At 41.1% G+C, this 18,717-nt stretch carries 24 protein-coding genes and 1 pseudogene; 14 read left to right on the top strand and 11 right to left on the bottom strand.

Features of this window, described 5'->3' with window-relative positions; translation table 11 throughout:
* Window positions 1-14: 14 nt before the first annotated feature.
* The 3 genes from levG to EFK13_RS13715 all read left to right on the top strand — a co-directional run bounded on the left by levG (window position 15) and on the right by EFK13_RS13715 (window position 3,034).
* Window positions 15-842 (top strand): PTS fructose transporter subunit IID, encoded by an 828-nt coding sequence (gene levG / locus EFK13_RS13725; protein ID WP_129508105.1) that lies wholly within the window; start codon window positions 15-17, stop codon window positions 840-842.
* Window positions 843-909: 67 nt separating this feature from the next.
* Complete coding sequence (locus EFK13_RS13720; protein ID WP_129508106.1) at window positions 910-1,068, top strand: hypothetical protein; 159 nt, start codon at window positions 910-912, stop codon at window positions 1,066-1,068.
* Entirely contained in the window at window positions 1,001-3,034 is a 2,034-nt protein-coding gene (locus tag EFK13_RS13715; protein WP_129508107.1) for a levanase SacC, read from the top strand. The genes EFK13_RS13720 and EFK13_RS13715 overlap by 68 nt, the downstream gene beginning before the upstream one ends.
* 41 nt (window positions 3,035-3,075) lie before the next feature.
* Here EFK13_RS13715 and yraA read toward each other — a convergent pair whose 3' ends face one another.
* The 3 genes from yraA to EFK13_RS13700 form a co-directional block, all read right to left on the bottom strand.
* Window positions 3,076-3,585 (bottom strand): cysteine protease YraA, encoded by a 510-nt coding sequence (gene yraA / locus EFK13_RS13710; protein WP_129508108.1) that lies wholly within the window; start codon window positions 3,583-3,585, stop codon window positions 3,076-3,078.
* A gap of 358 nt (window positions 3,586-3,943) precedes the next feature.
* Entirely contained in the window at window positions 3,944-4,993 is a 1,050-nt protein-coding gene (locus tag EFK13_RS13705) for an NAD(P)-dependent alcohol dehydrogenase (protein WP_129508109.1), read from the bottom strand.
* Between the two features lie 192 nt (window positions 4,994-5,185).
* Window positions 5,186-5,356 (bottom strand): carboxymuconolactone decarboxylase family protein, encoded by a 171-nt coding sequence (locus EFK13_RS13700; RefSeq protein WP_129508110.1) that lies wholly within the window; start codon window positions 5,354-5,356, stop codon window positions 5,186-5,188.
* Between the two features lie 181 nt (window positions 5,357-5,537).
* On the opposite strand from EFK13_RS13700, the gene adhR reads away from it, so the two are divergent.
* The 4 genes from adhR to EFK13_RS13680 all read left to right on the top strand — a co-directional run bounded on the left by adhR (window position 5,538) and on the right by EFK13_RS13680 (window position 6,950).
* A complete protein-coding gene (adhR, locus tag EFK13_RS13695) occupies window positions 5,538-5,942 on the top strand; it encodes an aldehyde stress transcriptional regulator AdhR (protein WP_129508111.1) in 405 nt (134 codons plus the stop codon).
* Window positions 5,943-5,988: 46 nt separating this feature from the next.
* Complete coding sequence (locus EFK13_RS13690; RefSeq protein ID WP_240034953.1) at window positions 5,989-6,201, top strand: MerR family transcriptional regulator; 213 nt, start codon at window positions 5,989-5,991, stop codon at window positions 6,199-6,201.
* A gap of 113 nt (window positions 6,202-6,314) precedes the next feature.
* Window positions 6,315-6,560 (top strand): hypothetical protein, encoded by a 246-nt coding sequence (locus EFK13_RS13685; RefSeq protein WP_240034954.1) that lies wholly within the window; start codon window positions 6,315-6,317, stop codon window positions 6,558-6,560.
* A gap of 102 nt (window positions 6,561-6,662) precedes the next feature.
* Entirely contained in the window at window positions 6,663-6,950 is a 288-nt protein-coding gene (locus tag EFK13_RS13680) for an HPr family phosphocarrier protein (protein WP_129508112.1), read from the top strand.
* A gap of 124 nt (window positions 6,951-7,074) precedes the next feature.
* Here EFK13_RS13680 and EFK13_RS13675 read toward each other — a convergent pair whose 3' ends face one another.
* From EFK13_RS13675 to EFK13_RS13655, 5 genes are read right to left on the bottom strand one after another with little or no spacing between them, the layout of a single operon-like run.
* On the bottom strand, window positions 7,075-7,374 hold the full coding sequence (locus EFK13_RS13675; RefSeq protein WP_129508113.1) for a spore coat protein: 300 nt from the start codon (window positions 7,372-7,374) through the stop codon (window positions 7,075-7,077).
* Between the two features lie 15 nt (window positions 7,375-7,389).
* A complete protein-coding gene (locus tag EFK13_RS13670) occupies window positions 7,390-7,587 on the bottom strand; it encodes a hypothetical protein (RefSeq protein ID WP_129508114.1) in 198 nt (65 codons plus the stop codon).
* Window positions 7,588-7,605: 18 nt separating this feature from the next.
* The gene (locus tag EFK13_RS13665; protein ID WP_129508115.1) at window positions 7,606-8,742 is read right to left on the bottom strand and encodes a zinc-dependent alcohol dehydrogenase; all 1,137 of its coding nucleotides are present in this window, start codon (window positions 8,740-8,742) and stop codon (window positions 7,606-7,608) included.
* Between the two features lie 18 nt (window positions 8,743-8,760).
* The gene (locus EFK13_RS13660) at window positions 8,761-9,129 is read right to left on the bottom strand and encodes a spore coat protein (protein ID WP_129508116.1); all 369 of its coding nucleotides are present in this window, start codon (window positions 9,127-9,129) and stop codon (window positions 8,761-8,763) included.
* Between the two features lie 17 nt (window positions 9,130-9,146).
* On the bottom strand, window positions 9,147-9,392 hold the full coding sequence (locus EFK13_RS13655) for a spore gernimation protein GerQ (RefSeq protein ID WP_129508117.1): 246 nt from the start codon (window positions 9,390-9,392) through the stop codon (window positions 9,147-9,149).
* 278 nt (window positions 9,393-9,670) lie between these two features.
* On the opposite strand from EFK13_RS13655, the pseudogene EFK13_RS13650 reads away from it, so the two are divergent.
* Window positions 9,671-9,909 (top strand): annotated as a pseudogene (locus EFK13_RS13650) (EamA family transporter); the annotation flags it as partial.
* A 95-nt stretch (window positions 9,910-10,004) separates the two neighbouring features.
* On the opposite strand, the gene EFK13_RS13645 reads toward EFK13_RS13650, so the two are convergent.
* Together EFK13_RS13645 and EFK13_RS13640 are read right to left on the bottom strand one after the other, a co-directional pair.
* A complete protein-coding gene (locus EFK13_RS13645) occupies window positions 10,005-10,829 on the bottom strand; it encodes an alpha/beta fold hydrolase (protein ID WP_129508118.1) in 825 nt (274 codons plus the stop codon).
* Between the two features lie 136 nt (window positions 10,830-10,965).
* Window positions 10,966-11,229, bottom strand: coding sequence for a CD3324 family protein (locus EFK13_RS13640; protein WP_129508119.1), 264 nt, complete (start codon window positions 11,227-11,229; stop codon window positions 10,966-10,968).
* Window positions 11,230-11,667: 438 nt separating this feature from the next.
* Between EFK13_RS13640 and csn the strand changes: the two genes are divergently transcribed.
* A complete protein-coding gene (gene csn / locus EFK13_RS13635; protein ID WP_129508120.1) occupies window positions 11,668-12,504 on the top strand; it encodes a chitosanase in 837 nt (278 codons plus the stop codon).
* 157 nt (window positions 12,505-12,661) lie between these two features.
* Here the strand turns inward: csn and EFK13_RS13630 are convergent, their stop codons facing one another.
* Window positions 12,662-13,642, bottom strand: a complete 981-nt coding sequence (locus EFK13_RS13630) for an aldo/keto reductase (protein ID WP_129508121.1) — start codon at window positions 13,640-13,642, stop codon at window positions 12,662-12,664.
* Between the two features lie 133 nt (window positions 13,643-13,775).
* On the opposite strand from EFK13_RS13630, the gene sigZ reads away from it, so the two are divergent.
* The 5 genes from sigZ (at window position 13,776) to aadK (ending at window position 18,687) form a co-directional block, all read left to right on the top strand.
* Window positions 13,776-14,312 carry an RNA polymerase sigma factor SigZ gene (gene sigZ / locus EFK13_RS13625; protein WP_129508122.1) on the top strand — a complete coding sequence of 179 codons (537 nt, stop codon included), beginning with the start codon at window positions 13,776-13,778 and terminating at the stop codon, window positions 14,310-14,312.
* Window positions 14,313-14,458: 146 nt separating this feature from the next.
* On the top strand, window positions 14,459-15,214 hold the full coding sequence (locus tag EFK13_RS13620; protein ID WP_129508123.1) for a metal-binding protein ZinT: 756 nt from the start codon (window positions 14,459-14,461) through the stop codon (window positions 15,212-15,214).
* A 431-nt stretch (window positions 15,215-15,645) separates the two neighbouring features.
* Entirely contained in the window at window positions 15,646-16,491 is an 846-nt protein-coding gene (locus EFK13_RS13615; RefSeq protein ID WP_129508124.1) for a MerR family transcriptional regulator, read from the top strand.
* A 282-nt stretch (window positions 16,492-16,773) separates the two neighbouring features.
* Window positions 16,774-17,340 (top strand): flavin reductase family protein, encoded by a 567-nt coding sequence (locus EFK13_RS13610; protein ID WP_129508125.1) that lies wholly within the window; start codon window positions 16,774-16,776, stop codon window positions 17,338-17,340.
* 492 nt (window positions 17,341-17,832) lie between these two features.
* Complete coding sequence (gene aadK, locus EFK13_RS13605) at window positions 17,833-18,687, top strand: aminoglycoside 6-adenylyltransferase AadK (protein WP_129508126.1); 855 nt, start codon at window positions 17,833-17,835, stop codon at window positions 18,685-18,687.
* The last annotated feature ends 30 nt before the right edge of the window (window positions 18,688-18,717 follow it).

Raw genomic sequence — 18,717 nt, 5'->3', positions numbered from 1 at the left:
GGGGTGATGAAAAGATGGAGAAAGAAAAACGATTAACGAAAAAAGAGATTTTCAGCATGTTTATTCGTTCAAATTTTTTGCTCGGCTCCTTTAACTTCGAACGTGTGCAGGCAATGGGATATTGCTATGTCATGATACCGGCGATCAAAAAATTGTACGGTCCCGGAGCGAAAAGAAACGAAGCATTGCAGCGGCATTTGGAATGGTTTAATACACACCCGTGGCTGACAGCGCCTATATTCGGCGTGACAGCTGCCATGGAAGAAGAAATGGCGAACAATAAAGAAATTGATGGAAAAGCGATAAGCGGGATGAAAATCGGTTTAATGGGCCCGATAGCGGGTGTAGGCGATCCGATTTTCTGGGGAACGATTCGCCCGGTCTTAGCTGCGTTAGGGGCATCTCTTGCTTTAGGAGGAAACATTGCCGGTCCTTTGTTATTCTTTTTCTTGCTGAACGCTATAAGATTAAGCACAAAATATTACGGATTAAAGTATGGCTATGTGAAAGGAATGGAGATTCTTCAGGATTTAGCGGGGAATCGCATTCAAAAGCTTACAGAAGGCGCGTCGATACTCGGGTTATTTGTAATGGGGGCTCTCGTTTCCAAGTGGACCACCATCAACATTCCAATCGTTGTGTCGAGGATTAAGGATGAAAGCGGAAAAGTGGAAGTTCAAACCGTACAAAATGTGTTAGACAGTATCATGCCGGGTGCGCTGCCTCTAGGGTTAACGTTATTGGTGGCTTGGATGTTGCGCAAAGGTGTGAATCCTCTTCTCATTATCTGCGGCATCTTTATCATCGGGATTCTTGGGTATTGGGCTGGTTTCTTAGCATAAGCTGTGTGATGTAAGAAAAAAGAGGGAAACTGCAGCAGTCTATCATATATCAATCATTCGGATACCAGTGAAACAGAAAAAATTTCCAGAAACGGATCAACTTGTGCAGCAGTCTCTCTTGAAAGTGTTCAAACACGAAGAGAGGAGCGAAGAAACAAATGAAAAAGAGACTTTCTCAAGCTATCATCATGTTCACCCTGCTGTTTACTATGGCATTTCCGGTTGAGGCAGCCGATTCAAGCTACTATGATGAGGATCACCGTCCTCAATATCATTTTACGCCGGAGGCTAACTGGATGAATGACCCAAACGGGATGGTATATTATGCTGGAGAATATCACTTGTTCTATCAACACCATCCATACGGGCTCCAGTGGGGGCCCATGCATTGGGGGCATGCCGTGAGCAAAGATTTGGTTACGTGGAAGCACCTTCCTGTTGCGCTGGCTCCGGATGACAAAGGCACAATCTTTTCTGGGAGCGCAGTTGTAGATCAAAATAACACAAGCGGTTTTCAAACAGGTAAAGAGAAGCCGCTTGTGTCCATTTATACACAGGACCGGGAAGGGCATCAAGTGCAAAGCATTGCCTACAGCAACGACAAAGGCAGAACGTGGACGAAATACGCAGGCAACCCTGTCATTCCAAACCCGGGGAAAAAAGATTTCCGTGATCCAAAAGTCTTTTGGTATGAGAAAGAGAAAAAGTGGGTAATGGTGCTTGCGGCCGGTGACCGAATCCTCATTTATACATCCAAAAATCTAAAGCAGTGGACGTATGCAAGTGAATTTGGACTGGGGCAAGGGAGCCATGGGGGAGTATGGGAGTGTCCGGATTTGTTTGAGCTTCCGGTAGACGGCAACCCGAAGCAAAAAAAATGGGTGATGCAGGTTAGTGTCGGAAACGGAGCGGTTTCAGGAGGGTCAGGCATGCAATATTTTGTAGGGGACTTTGATGGAACGCATTTTAAAAATGAAAATCCGTCAAACAAAGTTCTCTGGACGGATTACGGCAAAGACTTTTATGCGGCTGTATCATGGTCGGATATTCCATCTACAGACGGCCGGCGGCTATGGTTAGGATGGATGAGCAATTGGCAATATGCGAATGATGTTCCTACATCCCCATGGAGAAGTGCAACGTCTATCCCAAGAGAGTTAAAATTGAAAGCGCTTACCGAAGGCGTTAGAGTCGTGCAAACACCAGTAAAAGAGCTGGATACTATTCGCGGGACATCTAAGAAGTGGAAGAATCTGACCGTATCGCCTGCAAGTCATAATGTGTTAGCGGGGCTATCTGGAGATGCTTATGAAATAAATGCAGAATTCAAAGCGGGCACTGGTTCAGCTGCTGAGTTCGGCTTTAAGGTCCGAACAGGAAAAAATCAATTTACGAAAGTCGGCTATGACCGAAGGAACGCTAAACTGTTCGTTGACCGGAGCGAGTCGGGCAACGTCACCTTTAATCCGGCCTTTAACACCGGAAAAGAAACAGCCCCGTTAAAGCCGGTAAATGGAAAGGTTAAGATGCGCATTTTTGTTGACCGTTCCTCGGTTGAAGTATTTGGGAATGACGGGCAAAAGGTCATAACGGATATCATTCTCCCAGATCGATCAAGCAAAGGGATTGAATTATATGCTGCAAATGGTGGTGTAAAGGTAAAATCTGTAACGATACATCCTTTAAAAAAGGTATGGGGGACGTCACCTTTTATGTCCAATTTGACCGGCTGGACGACTGTAAATGGCACATGGGCCGACACAATTGAGGGGAAACAAGGGAGGTCGGACGGCGATTCCTTTATCTTGTCTTCAGCATCCGGCTCAGACTTCATTTATGAATCTGATATCACCATAAAGGATGGAAACGGAAGAGGGGCAGGAGCACTAATGTTTCGCTCTAACAAAGATGCCAAAAACGGTTATCTTGCAAACGTGGATGCGAAGCACGACCTGGTGAAACTCTTTAAATTTGAGAACGGTGTGGCTTCTGTCATTGCTGAATACAAAACGCCGATAGACGTGAATAAAAAGTATCATCTGAAAACAGAGGCCGAGGGAGATCGCTTTAAAATCTATTTAGATGATCGTCTTGTGATTGATGCGAATGATTCCACATTCTCAGAAGGTCAATTTGGCTTGAATGTGTGGGATGCGACTGCTGTCTTTCAGAATGTAAACAAGGAGTCTTAAATTGAACAAAGGCACAGACCCAAAAAGTCTGTGCCTTCTCTTTATTTCAATACATTCAATGATTCGCGGTTAAATGCTTCCAAATCATCAGGTGTTCGGCTTGTGACAATGTTGTGGCTGACGACTACTTCTGCATCTTTGTAGTTTGCCCCGGCATTGATTAAATCTTTGCGGATGCTGCGATAGCCTGTGATATCTTTGCCTTTCAGAAGATCCGTATCAATCAGCACTTGCGGGCCGTGGCAAATAGCGAAAACAGGTTTTTCATTTTCGACAAATGCTTTCGCAAATTCACCCGGACGGTCATCAGCACGAAGCAAATCCGGAGAGAATCCCCCTGGAATTAAAAGTGCATCAAATTCACTAGCATCCACATCAGAGATGGCTTTGTCGATCTTTACTTTCTCGCCATGTTTACCGGTAACTTCTTTGCCAGCTTCCAAATCGATAGCTGTGACACTGTAGCCAGCTTCTTCGTATGCTTTTACCGGACTTGTATATTCGATATCCTCGAATTGGTCTGTAACGAGAACTGCGATTTTTTTGCTCATATCAAAAACCTCCTATAACCTCTTTATTCCATAGAATAACAGGAAGATTGGCCGATCTTCAAAACATTTGCTTAAGGAGATCGTTTTTCGTGAATGTCCAGTGAATAAAAGCGGGTCGGCCCATTTAAAGGACTAACCCATTTTTTAGACTTACAATGTGGAAATATCAATTACAAATCGATAACGGACATCGCTTCGGAGGATACGTTTCAAAAACCTCCTATAACCTCTTTATTCCATAGAATAACAGGAAGATTGGCCGATCTTCAAAACATTTGCTTAAGGAGATCGTTTTTCGTGAATGTCCAGTGAATAAAAGCGGGTCAGCCCATTTAAAGGACTAACCCATTTTTTAGACTTACAATGTGGAAATATCAATTACAAATCGATAACGGACATCGCTTCGGAGGATACGTTCGTATGCTTCGTCCACTTGATCAGCGCGGATCACTTCAATTTTAGGCGCGATGCCATGCTCAGCGGCAAAATCCAGCATCTCTTGAGTTTCTCGAATTCCGCCTACAAGTGATCCTGCGAGGCTGCGGCGACCCATGATTAAAGAAAACACACTGTATGTGTCCTGTTCAGCAGGTGCTCCGACATTCACAAGTGTTCCGTCTATACGAAGCATCGATAAATAGGCGTCTACATCAAGGTTCGCGGATACCGTATTTAAGATGACGTCAAAACGGCCGGCCAATGAAGTGAATGTAGCTGGGTCACTTGTTGCAAAGTAATGATCTGCCCCAAGTTCCAGAGTTTCGTCTTTCTTATTCATGGACCGGCTCAGCACGGTTACCTCTGCACCCATCGCATGTGCAAATTGGATTGCCAAGTGTCCAAGGCCGCCCACGCCTACGATGGCAACCTTTTTACCAGGCCCGACATTCCAGTGTTTCAGCGGGGAATAAGTGGTGATGCCTGCACACAATAGCGGACTGGTAACATCCATTTCCAAATGGTCTGGAATTCGAACCACGAATCTGTCAGTGACAACGATTTTTTGGCTGTACCCGCCATATGTCGGATTTCCATCATAGTCTAGTGAGTTATATGTTTGAACAACACCTTTTGTGCAGAACTGTTCTTCACCGCTCTGACAGTATTCGCATTCTCCGCAGGAGTCAACAAAACAGCCGACGCCAACGCGGTCCCCGACAGTAAACTTAGTCACTTCTGTTCCAACGGCTGTTACAACTCCGGCAATTTCATGGCCGGGCACCATTGGGAAGATGCCCCCGCCCCATTCATCAAATGCACTATGGATGTCGGAATGGCAAATACCGCTGAATTTAATATCGATTAAGACATCATGCGGCCGTAATTCTCTTCGCTCAATCGTCGTTTGCTCAAATTTGGCTTTTGCATGTGATACGCTTAATACACGAGTTTGATGGTGATTGCACATATGAACCTATCCTTTCTTTATCATAAATGGTGCAAATAAAAACATGCACTGATTTATGTTTTGTGGTGTCTTCAACATAACGATAAACCTTAAAGTCAGCTTTAAGGCAAGAGTTTTTTTGAAAAAAATCATCTCAATTGGCTGAATTCGAAATGAGAACATTTTTATAAGGGAAGGTGCGGAGTTAATTGTTCAAAGTTTCCAGACAATTAGCGCAGAGATTGTAATCATGCTTCGATCCCTCGGGGAAAGTTCTTCCTCTCTTGCCCAAATGTCACCGAACAGCACATCATCGTTAAGTTCAGCAAACTTTGGCGCGAAGTCTCCTAGTATATCTCGCCCGGCAGTTTGTTTTTGTGCCATCTAGCAATCCCTCCAACTAAACTAGTTTTATTGCATGGAAGAGTATAGAGCTTAAAGTGTGCTTTTAAGGCGAGCCCTGCATTACTAAAAAAAGGTTCTGAAGTTAACATTTGTTTTCGCTTGACTTAAAGTTAACTTTAAGTGTTACCTTCAAAACATGCAGGACAGAGAGGTGAAGAAAATGAATATTGCGCAGGCGGCAAAGCAGTTTGGCCTGACAGCCGCAACACTCAGGTATTATGAACGTGTCGGATTGATCCCGCCGGTAAAACGTAAAGAAAGCGGCATTCGCGATTATGATGAAGAGGATATCAAATGGATTGAATTCATTAAATGCATGCGAAGTGCGGGACTCTCGATTGAAGCGTTAATTGAATATACAACGTTATTTACTGAAGGAGATCGTACGGTGGAAGCCCGCAAAAATATTCTGGCCGACGAAAGACAGCGGCTGATAGAGAAGCGGAGAGAAATTGATGAAACAATTAAAAGATTAGACACAAAAATTGAAGACTATGACGGAAAATTACGGGAGAATGAGGCTAAGCTTAAAAGCAGGCCCAATACGGAAAATCTTCACGGGTAAGTTGACGGAAGATAGCATTCTTTTCGTCCGAAGAGGGCAGGTTAAAATGACCGATTTTGTTTCGTCAAGAAATTATGCACAAAAAGAGGTGGTTGCAATTCCTTATTCAATTGGGGAATTTGCAAACATCATCGGTGTGACAACAAGTACCCTCAGGTATTACGAAAAGGAAAGGCTCCTGACACCTCATGAAATGAAAACAATATACGGGAATTTACCGATCATGATATCGGCTGGATGCGATTTTTTCTCCATTTGAAAGATTCAGGCATGTCGATGACTGAGCGAAATATATTGCATGGCGAGCAATGGGTGATAAAACGATTCATGAAAGGTGCACTTGAATAGCGAAAGCACATAGCAGAAGTAGACATGCAAGCTTTACAGCAAAATCTGCTTGTGCCAAACCGTAAGATTGAATTCTATAAGAACCAGATAAAGGGGGATCAATATGAGTTTGTCCTTTATCCAAATGAAGTCATAAAAACAAATGGTGTAAGGCTGAAGGCGATTCTTAAAGATGAAAATTCTCTTCAGCCTTTATTGTTTCGTATCAATAGTGATGAGAAGTTCACAAGCTTTTTTAGCAGTACCCCGCTAGATCACTTTCGCTATTGAAAATATAAATCACATTTAGCTTGGTATTTTGATATGCGTCGGTCTTCATTTTATGTAAGCAGTATTTTTTAGGACTATTTGGGGGGTAAGGAGCAGGGAAGCATGATTGAAAAACAGTATACCATTATTGCAAGTACAGGGTTTGCCCGTGCAGCAACTTTGTTGGTTCGAACAGCCTGCAAGTTTCGTTCTCATATGTTTCTTTTATATGAGGGGAAATCCGTTGATCTGAAAAATCCGCCCAAGTCTCTTATTGACGTGATGTCATTAGGCATTAAACCCGGCACTCACATCAAAATTAGAGCTGAAGGGATTGACGAGGAACAGGCTTTGCAAGTGATAGAAGACCAGCTGGGAAGAAGCGGGTTTACGAAGAGTGAAAGTAGTTAGAAACATAAAAACGATTCCTCAAACCTTCATCATGGGCGCTCACGGCGATTCAACTTTAAAAAAACAGAAGCTGAGGGACAGTTGTCTCCATCAATTGTTCCTCAGCAACATGAATCAATGTATGTTAAAGGGTTGGTAATTGAATCGCCGTTTCGATATTTTGTAAATTCAGCTTGACTTGTTCGTCTGTGTTCCAAGGATGGTACCAGCCCTTTTCCATCATATAGCTTGAGATTTGTTCGTGCATATCGAGGGCTTCCTCTAAATGCCGGATTAGGACCTCTTTTACCTCAGGCGTTCCAGCTTCCGTTGCGGCCATCGCATAGTTTCTAACGCCGTTTTTTGCTGCGATCAATAAGTCCATGGCAATGATTTGGTCTGTTAAAACGTTCATGCCAGTCAGATATTCTATGATAGGATTCATGATTCATTCATCTCCTCATTCATGCTTTGCATTAGATAAAATAGAGGCAAACTCCTGTAACTGCCTTGTGGTGATGTCAACGTCTTGCTGCATGATTTCTTTCAGCTTCGGATCAGATACCAGCGCCTTCATTGTTTTGGATTTCGTCAAACAAAGTGTCTTAAATGCGGTCATTTCTTGGACCTCAAGCGCTTCATGTAAGGCGTATTCCATTTCCGTCACCTCCGTTTTTTAAGGTTTTAACACAACTTTTATACAATCATCCATTTTGGAATCAAAAATGTCATAGCCATGCTTGGCTTCACTAAGCGGCAGGACATGGCTTACAACATCTCCCGGATCAATTTTGCCCGTTGTCACTAATTCAAACATGTATGGCATATAGTGGATCACCGGAGCTTGGCCAGAGCGTATATTGATGTTTCGCTGCATGATATCACCTAACGGAAAACCGTTATACCTGCCGCCATACACACCTGTAATTTGTATCGTTCCTCCTTTGCGAACGGCTTGGGAAGCAATAACCAATGCACTCATCGTTCCGCCGTGAAGCTTTAATCCGCTGGCGAGGAACTCGAGGTCGCTCATTTTCCCATCCATCCCAACAGCGTCAATAACGACATCCGCTCCGCCTTTGGTGATTTCTTTCAAGTAATTGCCAGTATTCTCATGGTCTTCAAAATTAACGATTTCGACTTTGTTTGTACGTTTGGCATGCTGTAAGCGATAGTTTACATAGTCAACTGCTATGACGCGTTTTGCGCCCTTTAGCCAGCAGAATTTTTGAGCAAACAGGCCGACTGGACCGCAGCCGAGAACGATAACTGTGTCGCCGTCTTTTACCCCGGCGTTGTCAACACTCCAAAAGCCGGTTGTCATGGCATCGGCAATCACGCTTAATTTCTCATCGGGTTCCTCGCAGGTTTCAGGTATTTTAAAATGGGTGAAATTCGCAAATGGCACTCTTAAATACTCCGCTTGCCCGCCTGGATAACCGCCCGTTTGCCCTGAATAGCCGAAATAAGCGCCCATGTCTCCGTTGTCATTGGACTGATCACATTGGCTTTCCAGCTGGTTTTTACAAAAAAAGCATTCCCCGCATGCTATATTAAAGGGAATAATTACTCGATCTCCCTTTTTTAGTTTAGTCACACCTGAACCAACTTCTTCGACGATTCCCATCGGTTCATGGCCGATGACATAGTCTTCTTGCAGATTAGGAATGAATCCATGGATTAAATGTAAATCTGATCCGCAAATGGCCGTACTGGTGACTTTTATAATCATGTCATCGGACTTTTCAATCTTTGGATCAGGAACATCTTTGACAACAACATTTTTAACGCCTTGATACGTTACTGCCTTCATGCTGTAAAACCTCCAATATTAGTGTTCATCAGGTGTCCGGTCAAACATCCCTTTTCGATTTGTTTCAGCAGGGAAGAGGTTCATGTTGCCGACCATGATCGTATTTTTTGCAGAAAGCTGATCCAGCTTGTACTGTTCACTCAGCTCATACGGATGGAACCATTTTTTGCTGATCATCAGTTCTGTAATCTCTTGGTGCATCGCGATTCCTTGCATCAGCTGTTTTCGCAGCAAGGCCCGTACATCTGGTGATGCGGTTTCAGTCAAAGCTACAGCAGTATTTCTCACGCCTTCTTTTGCTCGTATCAGAAAATCCATCGCAAATGTGGTATCGGCAAGTTCAGGCACATTCAGCGAATTAATAGGGTCTAAATGATCATGATTCAAAGGTGCTCCCCTTCCTTTCAATTAATGATTGGTGTTGGGCGGCTTTCAGGGACAGGAGCCTGAAATGGCGCACGCTCATAAATCTCTTGTAAATCAGTAAGGTCTTGAATGGATTGCTGCACATCTTTTTGCATCAAATCCTTCAGGTCTTGGTCAAACACAAGTCCCTGCATTAATTTCGATTTCGCTATACACAGTGTTTTAAAGTTAACGATTTCATGTAAGTCTACAGCCTCGTGAGCAGCTAATGTTTGATGATCCATATTGATTTAACCTCCTTTAATCAACGTTACATTTCCCGAAATTAGAGTGAACCATACACTCCTCTAAAAACGGAATATTTTTATCATTTACATTTTATTTTGATCAGTAGAAGAAGCATTTGAACGGCAATTTTTCATTGTCAAAAACATAGGAATAATTCCACTTTTCAAGGACCTAGTTTATGGTACATTAATGAATATATGGAAGGTGAGAGAAGGCCGTAATTGACTAAAAGTATGTTCTGCGCTGGATGTAAGCAAGTCAAACGGCGGCATTTATAAGAGGCAAGCTATTATACTTGGGGATTGTTTCAACAGCTTGTGATTTATACTTTGGAATCGCGGATTACAAATGCTGAATGCATCAAGTGGAGGTTTATTTTTCTTTTTTCAGCCTCTCGTTGGAACATTGCTCGGATGGATTTTGTTAGGAGAACGTATAGGCGGAACCTTCTGGGCAGGTTCAACTTTGATTCTAGTTGGTTTGCTATTAGTTATCCGGGAAAAAAGTAGCTGAATAAAAAAAGAAACCTGCGGATTCACAAAGTCCAAAGGTTTCTTTTTTAAAAATAGCGTAAAAAACGCTCCTGTGAAATTCGCCGATAGTCTGAGTTAGTTGTACATGATCCTATGTTTATTTTCTAATATATCATGTAACCTCTGAGCGAATTCTTTATGATGTATTGTGTTATAACCTGCATGGTTTCCGGGAAATTCAACAATTTCTGTTTCCAAATGCTCCGCTAAGATGTTCGCGCAACGATAAGGAAAAAAATCCCGTGAAGCACTTCCGCCAGCTGGGAGTACCTTCATCGGAGCAGATGTAAACACCATCTTTAATGCTTCGATATCTAATGTATAGTTGAGTATTCCCTGAATTTCATATTCAGTGAAATACGTTGAATTACCGAGAAGCCGCTCTGTCAGTACATCCTTTGATTGTTCGTCTGTTTCTACACTTGACAATAATGTAATGACCTCATGTCGGTGATTTTTCTTAAGGTCTTCCATGAATTGCTTGGCTTGTTTCAGCTCATTTCCATTTAAAACCTGCAATAAGACTGGTTCGTGAGGGATCATGACATTTACCTGTTCGGGATGGCGTATGCACAGATCAAGCCCGATAACAGCGCCGGAGCTGCTTCCAAGTACATATGCCGGCTTGTCGGTGAGTTTGGCTAGAAGACGGTGGGCGTCATCGCTGTGTGTTTCCACACGGTAATCCTCAGTCTGATTGGCAAGATTGCTGCGGGAATGGCCTCGGCGGTCGTAAGTAACAACCGTGTACCAGTTAGCCAGATGGTCTGCAACATGATGGAACTTGTCGGCATCACCGCCTCCGCCATGGATCAAAAGAATGATTGGCCCTGTGCCACGCACCTCATAATGGATGTTCGCTCCAGATACTTGCAATGTTCCATTGTTTACTATTCTCATTTGTAAATCTTTCCTTTCTTATCATCTCCCTTGATTTTACACAATTGGCCAATGATATCATATGCAGGAAATAACTTAGAAACAAACTCGCCATATTAAAAGCACTGATTACATTTCATCAGTGCTTTCGTTTTGTTTATTTAGAGTAGACAATTTTTTTTATAGTTTCAGTAGAGAGGTGATATTCATCAGATAATTGATGAATTGTTTTGCCGTTTTTAAATGCTTGTTTAATAGAAGCGTTTCTGTCATCGATTAGCTTTCTTGTTCCTGAACACGCACCCCATTTTTGATGAGAGGTTTCAGGCTTAGGGATATATATTGTTTTTCCTTGAACGTACTTTTGAATTTCCGATATCAGCTTTTCAGGTAAAATAGCGGTTGCTTTTACATATGCCATATCTGCCAGCTCCTTATTTTTTTATAGCAAATAAGGTGCAAAGCCACTATATCAGAAAAGCTTACTTGGGCGATCTTTTAGAAAGTCCACCCCATGCAAAGTATCGCCTTTCCAATAATAGGCTTTGCATGGGACGTTGCGGAATCTAGCATGCTTATCTTACTTGCCATTTCATCACCTCCCAACTATTCGATGATCATTTCCATTATAAAATAAATTAAAGCCTTATTGCATTTTGTTAAATAAAGTTGTAGCAAAAGGGCTTCTCCCAGAGAAAGGGGCTAAGGCTGATTGGCAATAAAAAAAGAGTAAGATTCAAGCCGCAATTATTATTACTTTAGATTCAAAAATATTGACAAAACAATGGATTTCCGCAATATAGCAGTCCCTTTGTGTATACTGAGTCTGTGTTTACAATATTTAGAAGGAGGTAATAGAATGAAAATCAGTTTGAAGAAAAAAGCGGATTTCTGGAAGAAGGCAGCGATTTCATCACTTGTTTTCACCATGTTTTTTACCCTGATGATGAGCGAAACGGTTTTTGCGGCGGGACTGAATAAGGATCAAAAGCGCCGGGCGGAGCAACTGACCAGTATTTTTGAAAACGGCACGACGGAGATCCAATACGGATATGTTGAGCCATTGGATGATGGAAGAGGCTATACATGCGGACGGGCAGGCTTTACAACGGCTACCGGGGATGCATTGGAAGTAGTGGAAGTATACACAAAGGCGGTACCGAATAACAAACTGAAAAAGTACCTGCCTGAATTGCGCCGTCTGGCTAAAGAAGAAAGCGATGACATCAGCAATCTTAAGGGATTCGCTTCTGCCTGGAAGTCGCTTGGTAATGATAAGGACTTCCGCGCTGCCCAAGACAAAGTAAATGACAGCTTGTACTATCAGCCTGCCATGAAACGATCAGATAACGCGGGACTGAAAACGGCACTGGCAAGAGCTGTGATGTACGATACAGTGATCCAGCATGGCGATGGCGATGACCCGGACTCCTTTTATGCCTTGATTAAACGCACGAACAAAAAAGCGGGCGGCTCACCTAAAGACGGAATTGATGAGAAAAAATGGCTAAATAAATTCCTGGATGTGCGATATGACGATCTAATGAACCCGGCAGATCCTGACACCCGTGATGAGTGGAGAGAATCGGTTGCGCGTGTGGACGTGCTTCGCTCTATCGCCAAGGAGAACAACTACAATCTAAACGGGCCGATTCATGTTCGTTCAAAAGAATACGGTAATTTTGTCATTAAATAAGCATTGAGTGAATAAAGCGGCAGCGTTTCTTGTCGATGACTAGTCAGAATTCTCCGCATGATTTGGAAAAGACAAGAGACAAACAAGCTCTTGTCTTTCCTATATGATTGTTCAGCATAAAGATTTTAGAAAAATGTCAGTATTGATCATGGAAGGATCACCAGGCGTATGCCTCAGGTGTCTCTCCTCCAGGTCCAGGAAAGATATCATTCAACATGTGGAGAATGTCCTCATCCAGGCTGATTTCAACGGCCTTTATCGTATCACGCAGCTGCTCAACCGTTCTTGGTCCGATGATCGGCGCAGTTAAAACTGGATTTGCCAGCACCCATGCCAAAGCCACGTTTGCTTCTTTTTCTCCTAGTTCTTTGCATAAAGCTGAAAATTTCTCGAGTTGCGAGCGATGTTTTTCGATTAAATCTGCTCTTTTTGCTGTACGGGTTCCGGCATTGCTTTTCAGTGCCTTCCCGCCAAGAAGTCCTCCTGCAAGGGGACTCCACGCCACTACACCTAAACCAAGATCCCGTGCGGCCGGCAGCACTTCCATCTCAGCTGTTCGTTCTAATAAACTATACTTGTGCTGTTCAGTGACGAGTCCCATGAATTGCCGTTTTTCAGCTTCAGCTTGCGCTTTAACCAAATGCCAGCCTGCAAAGTTACTGGATCCAATATAGTCTGCTTTGCCGGAGCGAACCTGAGTCTCAAAAGCTTCCCATACCTCATCCCACGGCGTCCGCCTATCGATATGATGCATTTGGTATAATTCTATATGATCTGTCTGAAGCCGCTTCAGCGATCCTTCCAGATGGCGTCTGATTTTGTATAGAGACAACCCCCTCATATCATTTGGTCCATCATTCGGATCAGAAATCGGTTCATATACTTTTGTCGCCAGAACGACTTTCTCGCGGCGCTGTCCTCCTTGTGCAAACCATTTTCCAATGATGCTCTCTGTCAAACCTGCATTTTCGCCCCAGCCGTAAATATTGGCAGTATCAAAAAATTGAATGCCGTTATCGAGCGCTTCATCCATGATACGGAACGCCGTCTTTTCATCTGTATCAACTCCAAAATTCATCGTGCCTAAACATAAACGGCTCACCCGCAATCCTGTTCTTCCTAAAAAGGTATATTCCATAACAAATCTCTCCTCATCATTTTTTTGCAACAGCTGCCATGCAATTGATTCAACAATTGTTTCATTCTCTGTTACGATTACAAAGACGAAACAAACGTAAAGCAGACGCAAAAATAATAGGAGGATTTTTCAAATGAATATTGAGGATCTATGGGATCAATTTCACCAGCCGTTAAAAACATTTATTTCGCATAGGGTTAACGATGAATCTATGATTGATGACATATTGCAAATCGTATTTATGAAAATACAAATCCATCTCCCAAATCTGATCGATGAACAAAAGATTCATAGCTGGATCTATCAGATTGCTAGAAATACAATTATTGATTTTTACCGCACAAAAAAATCAAGCGAAATATTGCCTGATCATCTGCATGTTGATGACAAAGCAGAGGAAGAAAATTTCACTAAAGAAGCAGCAGTTTGTATTCGCTCGACCATCAAAAGGTTGCCGGAAAAGTATCGAGAGGCGCTCGAACTGACTGAATTTCAAGGGTTATCACAAAAAGAGTTAAGTGAAAAGCTCGGCATTTCTTACTCGGGCGCAAAATCAAGGGTACAACGCGGACGAGGAAAATTAAAACAACTGCTTGAAGGATGCTGTCATATTGAAGCCGATCGATATGGAAATATCGTAGACTTTCGTATTGTAAAGGAAACTGACTGACAAAGTCAGTTTTTTAATTGATATTGGCCATCCGCTGCCAGATACGATTCAGTAATATGAGGAGCATTTTCCCTTTGATGTTTCCAAGAGATATATGTATAATATAAATCGTAATGTTTTCGATTTAATAAAAAAGGAGTGTTGGAATGAAGATTTTATTTGCAAAGAGGTTAGGTATATTCGCTATAGGTTCATTACTCGTATTGGCAGGATGTCAGACTACCGGTTCATCAAAAGGTGAGTCTCATAAAACAACATCATCCTCAGCAGTTGAAGAAGACTCTTCTAAAACGCAAGACCAAACATCTGAAAGTCACACACACGAACATTCTCACGATCATAGTCATGCACATGATGAAAAAACAGAAAAAATTTATGAAGGCTATTTTAAAAACAGCCAAGTAAAGGATCGCCCGCTTTCTGATTGGGAAGGAGACTGGCAATCTGTATATCCATACCTGCAAGATGGTACTCTTGACGAAGTATTTTCATATAAATCAGAACATGAAGGTGACAAGACAGCTGAAGAATATAAAGAGTATTATAAAAAAGGGTATAAAACAGATGTTGACCGCATCTTAATTCAAAAAAATGCTGTAACGTTCTTCAAAAACGGAAAAGAATATTCTGGCGAGTATACGTATGACGGATACGAAATTCTAACATATGATGCGGGCAATAGAGGGGTAAGATACATATTCAAACGAGCTAAAGAAGCTGAAGGGCTCCCTCAGTATATTCAGTTTAGTGATCATAGTATCGATCCGACTAAAGCTGGTCATTACCATCTGTATTGGGGTGATGACCGTGAAGCTTTACTTAATGAAGTCAAACACTGGCCTACCTACTACCCGTCAGAAATGGATGGTCATGATATCGCCCATGAGATGATGGCGCATTAAATGAGGAGTAATATGACTCTTTTACACATTCAATAAACACGCCTAATCCTTTATGGTGATTTAATGCTTTGATTCTTCTGTATTAGCTGCTGACTTCCCGTCAGCAGCTTTTTTCCTTCCGTTTCTTTCCCTTCGCCCTCATTGGTGTCTGGACAAAATAAACAAAACATTAATAAAACAACCTATTTCATTAAACAAATGTAAGATACGATCAATATTCACTTGACCCTATAGTGACTATAGATTCAAGTTTTTTGTGCCTGTTTAACGAGTAATCGTTATGAATCAGGAATGATCATTTTGGTGATATGATTTAACAAAGAACGAAAAGAAGATCGTCTGAAACCGGTTTTTCTCAAGAATCATTCAGTAAGGATTTTAAAGATAACCGTGTATAGCGGAAGAAAGAATTGTTAGAAAGGATGAGATTGATGAAGGAATATTTTACAATTGGAGAAACAGCCCGTCTCAATAACATTTCAATTCAAACATTACGCTATTATGATAGGATCGGAGTTTTCAAGCCTTATTATACAGATCAGGATAATGGCTATCGGTACTACCATGTTAAACAGTTCTTTTATTTAGATATTATCAAGTATTTAAAATATATGAAAACGCCTCTGGAAGAAATCAAACATTTCAGCTCATCTGCTTGTACCCCTGAACATATGCAACAATTTCTTGAGAAGCAAGAAAACATTATTATGCAAGAAATGGAGAAACTCGAACGTGCTCGCCAATTACTTCATAGGAGAAGGAATCAGCTTAATGAACAATTAGACATATGCAGTAAAAAAGATGAGGGTTTCGTTTATTATCGGTATCTAGATGAACAAACAATATTAAAAGTAGAGACGCCTCAAGTTAATCCTCATAATCAATCAGAATTGTATTACAGAAAGCTGGCTGATGTCCTAGAAAAAATAGGGGATGTAGTAGATAACTATTATGGATTCATTTATGATTTTAAGCCCTATAAAGATTCTCGTGACATTTATTGCAACAGTATTTATACGGCTGTTTGCAAGGAGAAAAAGATAGACACACAAGAAAAAAACATAAGATTAGTTACGATCCCGTCCGGTGAATATGTATGTATCGCATTTGATTGGTCTGCAAAAAATTATGATGAATACTATCAAAAACTATATCAACATATTGTATCTCATGGCATCCAAACAGATGGAAAAGTATATCAAGTGTCTCTTCCAATCGACTTTAACTCATTAAGAGAAGAAAACTTCCTCACAGAATTAAGAGTGCTAAAAAAATAACGAACCCATTGACCCTATAGTTGCTATAGGGTTTATGATGTGTGCATCTTCTAATGAATATTTGAAAGGATGGATGTATAAGATGACAAATGAAGATGGTTTTTACCTAAAACGAATGGTCAATTTGAAGAAGTACCTAGATGTAGCCAAAGCATATGATGATGTAAGACTTGCGATTAAGCATAGAATGCATATAACTTACAAAATATGTTGCAGCGACTTCCATTTGTCGTATCGCAAATTCTGATTAGAATTGAATCTAAACCAAAAGGAGCGATGAATATGAGAGCGCCGATAGATAAACCAATTTGGTACGCCTACCCTGGAATGATAGCTGTCATTACGTCTCAATATGAAGGTGAAAAAAACGCAATGTCTTCTGGCTGGCATACGTATATCGGATCTTCTCCCGGAATGTATGGGGTATCAGTAAACAAAGAGACATATACTTACCAAATGATTGAGAAAAGCGGTGTTTTCGGTGTGAATTTTCTTCCAGGGAGATGTTCAGAATTAATTCAAGCATTAGGCACCCATAGCGGCAGAGATATAAATAAGTTTGAAGAATTTCATATTCAATATGAAGAAGGAATAAAAGCTGAGATACCGATTTTAGCTGATGCATATTTTGCTTATGAGTGCAAAGTACACAGTATTTCCACTTTGGGTGATCAAGAGTGGATTGTGGGAGAAGTTTTACAGAGATATCAAGATAAAGAGCTTTTCTTAAAAAATGGCATGCCAAATTTAGAAAAATTGGATATTCCGCTTCATATTGGAAAGTCTACCTACAGAATATTAAATAGTAAAGCTGAGGAGCGTCAACACGAATTTTATCCCGATGCTTAAAACTCCTAAGCCTTGGATTCATCTCACATGGTCCAAATGAATCTATCTTCTCAGACAATTGATTCGTAAGAGAAGAGGAAATCTTTATCAAAATGGATGACACCTAAAGACCGCAAAGCTTCTTCAAATAAGCTTCGTGGTTTTTTATATTTCTAAGCCTTGATTCATCCCACATAGAAAGGCATTTCAACTTTCTCTTTTGAGCAACAATAGTCCATAAAGGAAAGAACATTTCCTCACAAAATGAAGAGTACTTAACCCGATAGATAGGATTTATATTCGCATAGTTCTTATCAATATTTTAAGATAAAGGAGGATCATTTTTTCTTATCTATTAGCGTTTTAGCAGGAACAGCTCCTAGCTGTCTCTAGAAGGGCTAAGCATAATTGATATGAAAAAGTATTTGTTTCATAATTAGATCAATATTCGGATTTTGGAGTTGGGATATTTTTGCTGCAAGAAGAAAAGCCTGAAACGGAGGAATACACGCAATGCGAAGTGAACAGGAAATGATGGGCATTTTTTTAGACTTTGCTTTGAAGGATGAAAGAGTTCGATTGGTCACTTTGGAAGGGTCGCGTACAAACAAAAATATTCCCCCAGACAAATTCCAAGATTACGACATTTCGTATTTTGTAACTGATATGGAATCTTTTACAGAAAGTGATCGCTGGCTCGAAATCTTTGGGAATCGGATTATGATGCAAAAACCCGAAGATATGGAGCTTTTTCCTCCCGAATTAGATAATTGGTTTTCTTACATCATTCTTTTTGAGGATGGCAACAAATTAGATCTCACCCTTATTCCAATTAATGAAGTAGAAGATTATTTTGCTGAGAGTGATGGTTTGGTTGAGGTCTTGCTTGATAAGGATACTTTCATCACAAATAAAGTGATCCCAAATGATCGTCAATATTGGATCAAAAAGCCGACGGCAAGGGAATTTGATGATTGCTGTAATGAGTTCTGGATGGTTTCGACTTACGTAGTAAAAGGATTAGCAAGAAAAGAAATCCTTTTTGCCATAGACCATTTAAATGAAATTGTACGTCGTAATTTATTAAGAATGATGGCTTGGCATATCGCATCCCAGCAAGGGTATACATGTAGTATGGGGAAGAACTATAAATTTATGAAACGTTACCTTTCCAATAAAGAATGGGAAGAGCTAATGACTACATATTCTGTGAATGGATATCAAGAAATGTGGAAGTCGTTATTCACTTGCTATGCATTATTTAGAAAATATTCAAAAGCTGTATCAGAAAGTCTTGGATATAAGTATCCGGATTACGATGAAGGCATCACTAAGTATACGGAAAGGATTTATAGCTCATTAAAGTAATGAAAAAATTAATCGCCTCCTTTTTAAATC

Origin of the sequence: Bacillus cabrialesii, from assembly GCF_004124315.2 — a bacterium.
Lineage (GTDB): Bacteria > Bacillota > Bacilli > Bacillales > Bacillaceae > Bacillus > Bacillus cabrialesii.
The sequence above is the reverse complement of the archived record's forward strand: the minus strand, read 5'-3'. Positions and strand labels throughout refer to the sequence as shown.

Excerpts from the sequence above, each read along its gene's own strand:
- EFK13_RS13620 (WP_129508123.1), top strand. The coding sequence starts at position 14,459 with ATGAAGATTTTATTTGCAAAGAGGTTAGGTATATTCGCTATAGGTTCA.
- EFK13_RS13670 (WP_129508114.1), bottom strand. The coding sequence starts at position 7,587 with ATGGAATACGCCTTACATGAAGCGCTTGAGGTCCAAGAAATGACCGCA.
- EFK13_RS13610 (WP_129508125.1), top strand. The coding sequence starts at position 16,774 with ATGAGAGCGCCGATAGATAAACCAATTTGGTACGCCTACCCTGGAATG.
- EFK13_RS13655 (WP_129508117.1), bottom strand. The coding sequence starts at position 9,392 with ATGGATCATCAAACATTAGCTGCTCACGAGGCTGTAGACTTACATGAA.
- aadK (WP_129508126.1), top strand. The coding sequence starts at position 17,833 with ATGCGAAGTGAACAGGAAATGATGGGCATTTTTTTAGACTTTGCTTTG.
- EFK13_RS13615 (WP_129508124.1), top strand. The coding sequence starts at position 15,646 with ATGAAGGAATATTTTACAATTGGAGAAACAGCCCGTCTCAATAACATT.
- EFK13_RS13700 (WP_129508110.1), bottom strand. The coding sequence starts at position 5,356 with ATGGCACAAAAACAAACTGCCGGGCGAGATATACTAGGAGACTTCGCG.
- EFK13_RS13645 (WP_129508118.1), bottom strand. The coding sequence starts at position 10,829 with ATGAGAATAGTAAACAATGGAACATTGCAAGTATCTGGAGCGAACATC.
- yraA (WP_129508108.1), bottom strand. The coding sequence starts at position 3,585 with ATGAGCAAAAAAATCGCAGTTCTCGTTACAGACCAATTCGAGGATATC.
- sigZ (WP_129508122.1), top strand. The coding sequence starts at position 13,776 with ATGAATATTGAGGATCTATGGGATCAATTTCACCAGCCGTTAAAAACA.
- EFK13_RS13715 (WP_129508107.1), top strand. The coding sequence starts at position 1,001 with ATGAAAAAGAGACTTTCTCAAGCTATCATCATGTTCACCCTGCTGTTT.
- csn (WP_129508120.1), top strand. The coding sequence starts at position 11,668 with ATGAAAATCAGTTTGAAGAAAAAAGCGGATTTCTGGAAGAAGGCAGCG.
- adhR (WP_129508111.1), top strand. The coding sequence starts at position 5,538 with ATGAATATTGCGCAGGCGGCAAAGCAGTTTGGCCTGACAGCCGCAACA.
- EFK13_RS13690 (WP_240034953.1), top strand. The coding sequence starts at position 5,989 with ATGACCGATTTTGTTTCGTCAAGAAATTATGCACAAAAAGAGGTGGTT.
- EFK13_RS13675 (WP_129508113.1), bottom strand. The coding sequence starts at position 7,374 with ATGAATCCTATCATAGAATATCTGACTGGCATGAACGTTTTAACAGAC.
- EFK13_RS13640 (WP_129508119.1), bottom strand. The coding sequence starts at position 11,229 with ATGGCATATGTAAAAGCAACCGCTATTTTACCTGAAAAGCTGATATCG.
- EFK13_RS13665 (WP_129508115.1), bottom strand. The coding sequence starts at position 8,742 with ATGAAGGCAGTAACGTATCAAGGCGTTAAAAATGTTGTTGTCAAAGAT.
- EFK13_RS13685 (WP_240034954.1), top strand. The coding sequence starts at position 6,315 with ATGCAAGCTTTACAGCAAAATCTGCTTGTGCCAAACCGTAAGATTGAA.
- EFK13_RS13630 (WP_129508121.1), bottom strand. The coding sequence starts at position 13,642 with ATGGAATATACCTTTTTAGGAAGAACAGGATTGCGGGTGAGCCGTTTA.
- levG (WP_129508105.1), top strand. The coding sequence starts at position 15 with ATGGAGAAAGAAAAACGATTAACGAAAAAAGAGATTTTCAGCATGTTT.
- EFK13_RS13680 (WP_129508112.1), top strand. The coding sequence starts at position 6,663 with ATGATTGAAAAACAGTATACCATTATTGCAAGTACAGGGTTTGCCCGT.
- EFK13_RS13705 (WP_129508109.1), bottom strand. The coding sequence starts at position 4,993 with ATGTGCAATCACCATCAAACTCGTGTATTAAGCGTATCACATGCAAAA.